Genomic DNA, 4,482 nt, shown 5'->3' on the forward strand with positions numbered 1-4,482 from the left:
CGCAGTGTCCTCTTCGAGAACTTGCCCACGCTCGTCTTCGGCACCTCGTCGATGAACTCGACGGCGTCGGGCAGCCACCACTTCGCGACGCGCGGCTCCAGGTGGGCGATGACCTCCTCGGCGGTGAGCGTCTCGCCCTCCTTCACCACCACGCACGCCAGCGGGCGCTCCACCCACTTCGGGTGCGGGATCGCGATGACCGCGGCCTCGGCGATCTTCGGGTGCGCCATGATCTCGTTCTCCAGCTCGACCGAGCCGATCCACTCGCCGCCGGACTTGATGAGGTCCTTCGTGCGGTCCACCAGGCGGAAGAAGCCGTAGCGGTCGACCGCGGCGACGTCGCCGGTGCGCAGCCAGCCGTCCGTGGTGAACTGGGCCCCGCCGCCCTCGCCGCGGTAGTACTCGGCGGCGATCCACGGGCCGGCGGCCTGGACCTCACCGGTCGCGACGTCGTCCCAGGGCTGCTCCGCGCCGCTGTCCGGGTCGACGATGCGCAGGTCCACCAGCGGGACGGCCTGCCCCTGGCGGGCGCGGACGTTCGCGCGCTCGTCCTCGGTCATGGCGTCGTGCTGCGTGCGGGCGGTGCAGACGGTGGCGATGGGGGAGGTCTCGGTCATGCCCCAGGCGTGCAGGATCGGCAGCCCGATCGCCTCGCGCCACCCCTCGGACAGCGACTTCGGCACCGCCGAGCCGCCGCAGATCACCATGCGCAGCGCCGACACGTCGTGCTGGGCGAGGAGCGGCAGCACGCCCATCCAGATCGTCGGCACGCCGGCAGTGATCGTGACGCGGTACTCCTCCAGCAGGCGGACGAGGGCGTCCGGCGTCATGTTCGGGCCCGGGAACACGATCTCGGACCCGGCGAGCAGGCACGCGTACGGGAGCCCCCACGCGTTCGCGTGGAACATCGGCACCACCGGCATGACGACGTCGCGCTCGGCGAGCCCGAACGCGTCCGCGGTGAGTGAGATCAGCGAGTGCAGCACCGTGGAGCGGTGGCTGTAGACCACGCCCTTCGGGTTGCCCGTGGTGCCGGACGTGTAGCACATCGCCGCGGCGGTGTGCTCGTCGAGAACCTCGAAACGACCCTCGAACGGGGTGGCTGCGGCGAGCAGCTCCTCGTAGTCGTGCCAGCCCTCGGGGATCGGGTGCTGCGCCCCGTCGTCGATCACCACGAAGTGCCGGACGGTGGTGAGCTTGTCCGCGAGCGGGGCGAGCAGCGGCAGCAGCGATCGGTCGACGAACACGACCTCGTCCTCGGCGTGGTCGGCGATGTAGACGAGCTGCTCGGGGAACAGGCGGATGTTGAGCGTGTGCAGCACGCGGCCGGTGCACGGCGCGGCGACGTACAGCTCCAGGTGCCGTCCCGAGTTCCAGCAGAAGGTGGCGACGCGCCCGTCCGCGGAGATACCGAGGGTGTCCAGGACGGTGGCCAGCCTGCGGACCCGCTGCGCCCACTCGGCGATCGTCGTCGTCGACACTCCGTCCGCCCCCGCGGAGACGATCTTCTTGTGGCCGAAGTACTGCTCGGCCCGGTGGAAGACGTGGGGCAGGGACAGGGGACGGTCCTGCATGAGTCCGAGCATCCGTTGCTCCAGAGGGTCGGTGCGGCACGATGAGTCAATCCGGACCGTACCGGCGGCGGCTAGGGTCGTCAGCCGTGACCGACGCCGACCCGACCCGCGCGGTCTGCGTCGATGTCGGCTCCACCTGGACGAAAGCCGCGCTGGTGAACGGCGACGGCACGGTCGCGGGGTTCGCCGAGCACCCGACCACCGTTGCGGACGTCCTCACCGGGATGGACGCCGCCGTCCGGGCGGTGACGGCCGCGGGCGCACCGGGGTGCGAGCCGTCGCTGCTGGCCTGCTCGTCGGCGGGCGGGGGCCTGCGGCTGGCCGTGATCGGTACGGAGCAGCTCGCCGCGACGGAGGCCGGCTACGGCGTGGCGGTGTCGGCCGGGTGTCGCGTGGTGTTCGTGCACGGCGGGGAGCTGGATCCGGCCGGGATCCGGCGGCTGCGCACGGTGCGGCCCGGGGTCCTGCTCGTCGTCGGCGGCGCGGACGGCGAGGACCCGGCGGTGCTGCTGCACAACGCCGGACGGCTGGCGACGGCCCGCGTGCGCTACCCGATCGTCCTCGCGGGCAACGCCGACGCCCGGTCGGACGCGCTCGCGCTGCTGCGTGCGGCCGGGTGCACGGTCACCGCCTGCGACAATGTCGCGCCCGAGCGGGGGGTGCTCGCCCCGAACCCGGCTCGTGCGGCGCTCACCCGGCTCTACCTGCGGCACGCGCTCGGCGGGCGGGGTCCCGCGGCGGGTCCGCGGTTCCGTCGGCAGGTGCGGTTCGTGACCCCGGACGTCGTCGGGCGGGCCACGGAGGTGCTCGCGCGGCTGCACGGCGGTCGGGTGCTGGTCGTCGATGTCGGTTGCGCGACCACGGGGGTGTACGCCGCGGGCGGGGACGGGCCCGCGGCGCGCACGGTCGAGGGTGACCTCGGCCTGCGGAGCGCCGTGGCGGGCGTGCTGGAGGGCGGCCAGGCCGAGGGGATCGTGGACCCGTTGGAGGCGGACCTGCTGCGGCCCACCGTGGACCGCATGTCCGGCGAGATCGGCTACGTCCCGCGCAGCCCGGGCGGAGCGGCGGAGGACCGGCGGCTCGCGGCCGTCGCCGCCGTCGTCGCGGTGCGCCGCCACCTGCGCAGCGGGGCGAGTGCGCAGCCGCGCTTGCTCGTGCTCACCGGCGGCGTCTTCCGCCGCTACGACCCGGCGGGCGGCCTCGGTGCGGTGGGCACCACGCTGCGCACGGATCCCGAGCTGGCCGCGGCCCTGGCCCCGGCCGCGCTGGCGCTGGACGCCGCGTTCACCGTCGTCCCGGCAGGCCTGCTGGCCGCGAACGGGCGGGTGGCCGCCGCCGAGGCGGTCCTGCGGGAGAACCTGCTCGACTGAGGCCGGGCCGGGCTGATCACGTTGAGCGACGCGCAGTGAGCCCGGTGTCACACCTGGCGGCCGTTCCGGACCGCTGACCGGCCCACCTACCCTGGTGCATCGGCAGCGTCGCCGTCCCTTCGCGAACCGGCGACCGGAGGCTGCCGTTGACCTCGTTCCACCTCGACCTGACGGCGCACGAGCTGCGCAGGCGGGCCGCCGTCCTCGAGGCGACCCCCGACTGGGACCCGGCGGCGGCGCTCGCCGACGAGGCTCGCGCGCACGAGATGCTCTACTCCGGCCTGGACGCACACCAGCAGGCCGTGCTGGCGCAGCTGCGGGCGGCGGGCATCCTGGAGTGATCCACTCATGATCGACGCCGACGCCCTCGCGGGGCGCCGCGCCTGGCTCGCCTGCGTCCGCTGCGACGACGGGGCGGCCTGCGCGCACTGCCGCGACAGCCGCACCTGCGAGGAGCACTGGCGCTACCTCCTGAGCGCGGAGGGACGGCGGCTGTTCGTCCAGTGCCCGGAGTGCCGTCATCGGTGGTGGCACGACACCGGTTTCGGGTCGGGCGACCGGACCGAGCGCACGGCCCCACCGTGGCCGTCACGGGGTCGTGCCGCCTGACCGGGCGCTGCGTGAGCGAGTTGACAGCGGGGGCCCGCCCGGCGATCCTGGCCCACGTTGCCGGGGTCGAGAGGCGCTGCAGCGGACGGAGAACGTCCGCCACGCTCGGCCGGTCCGGCTCGTACTTCGAAGGGCGCCTGCGACACAGACGCAGAGGAGCCGTCCCGTCATGACCCCGTCCGTCCCGCTGCAGACCGCTGGTGGTCTGGAGTTCGCCGTCGCCGACCTCGGGCTCGCCGAGTTCGGCCGCAAGGAGATCCGGCTGGCCGAGCACGAGATGCCCGGCCTGATGGAGCTGCGCCGCGAGTACGCGGAGGCCCGCCCGCTGCACGGCGCGCGTATCGCGGGCTCGCTGCACATGACCGTGCAGACCGCCGTGCTCATCGAGACGCTCGTCTCGCTCGGCGCGGACGTCCGCTGGGTGAGCTGCAACATCTTCTCCACCCAGGACCACGCGGCCGCGGCGGCCGTCGTCGGCCCGCACGGCACCCCCGAGACTCCGCGGGGGGCGCCGATCTTCGCCTGGAAGGGCGAGACGCTCGAGGACTACTGGTGGTGCACCGAGAAGCTCTTCGAGTTCCGCGACGAGGACGGCAACCTCGTCGGCCCGAACATGATCCTCGACGACGGCGGGGACGCCACCCTGCTCGTGCACAAGGGCGTGGAGTTCGAGCGGGCGGGCGTGGTGCCGACCGCCGACGAGGACGTCTCCGAGGAGTACCGCGTCGTCCTGGAGACGCTGCGCCGCTCGCTCGCCGCCGACCCCAAGCGGTGGACCACGGTCGCCGAGGCCATCCGCGGTGTCACCGAGGAGACCACCACCGGCGTCAACCGCCTCTACCAGCTCGCCGAGCAGGGCCTGCTGCTGTTCCCGGCGATCAACGTCAACGACTCGGTCACCAAGAGCAAGTTCGACAACAAGTACGGCA

General features: G+C 73.4%; 5 protein-coding genes. 4 read left to right on the forward strand and 1 reads right to left on the reverse strand.

Annotated elements, in window-relative coordinates; genetic code table 11:
- The coding region (locus AB7J25_RS30245) for a long-chain fatty acid--CoA ligase (protein ID WP_428514741.1) at positions 1 to 1,574 on the reverse strand (1,574 nt) is incomplete at its 3' end.
- Between the two features lie 86 nt (positions 1,575 to 1,660).
- Here AB7J25_RS30245 and AB7J25_RS30250 point away from each other — a divergent pair.
- The 4 genes from AB7J25_RS30250 to AB7J25_RS30265 all read left to right on the forward strand — a co-directional run.
- The gene (locus AB7J25_RS30250; RefSeq protein WP_428514743.1) at positions 1,661 to 2,944 is read left to right on the forward strand and encodes a glutamate mutase L; all 1,284 of its coding nucleotides are present in this window, start codon (positions 1,661 to 1,663) and stop codon (positions 2,942 to 2,944) included.
- Between the two features lie 146 nt (positions 2,945 to 3,090).
- Positions 3,091 to 3,285, forward strand: coding sequence for a DUF6400 family protein (locus tag AB7J25_RS30255; RefSeq protein WP_428514745.1), 195 nt, complete (start codon positions 3,091 to 3,093; stop codon positions 3,283 to 3,285).
- A gap of 7 nt (positions 3,286 to 3,292) precedes the next feature.
- Positions 3,293 to 3,553 (forward strand): hypothetical protein, encoded by a 261-nt coding sequence (locus tag AB7J25_RS30260; protein WP_428514747.1) that lies wholly within the window; start codon positions 3,293 to 3,295, stop codon positions 3,551 to 3,553.
- 169 nt (positions 3,554 to 3,722) lie between these two features.
- Positions 3,723 to 4,482 (forward strand): adenosylhomocysteinase (locus AB7J25_RS30265; protein ID WP_428514749.1); only part of this gene is annotated, 760 nt, incomplete at its 3' end.

This window comes from Pseudonocardia sp., assembly GCF_050246655.1.
GTDB lineage: Bacteria > Actinomycetota > Actinomycetes > Mycobacteriales > Pseudonocardiaceae > Pseudonocardia.

Coding starts and splice junctions, on each gene's coding strand:
- AB7J25_RS30260 (WP_428514747.1), top strand. CDS start 3,293: ATGATCGACGCCGACGCCCTCGCGGGGCGCCGCGCCTGGCTCGCCTGC.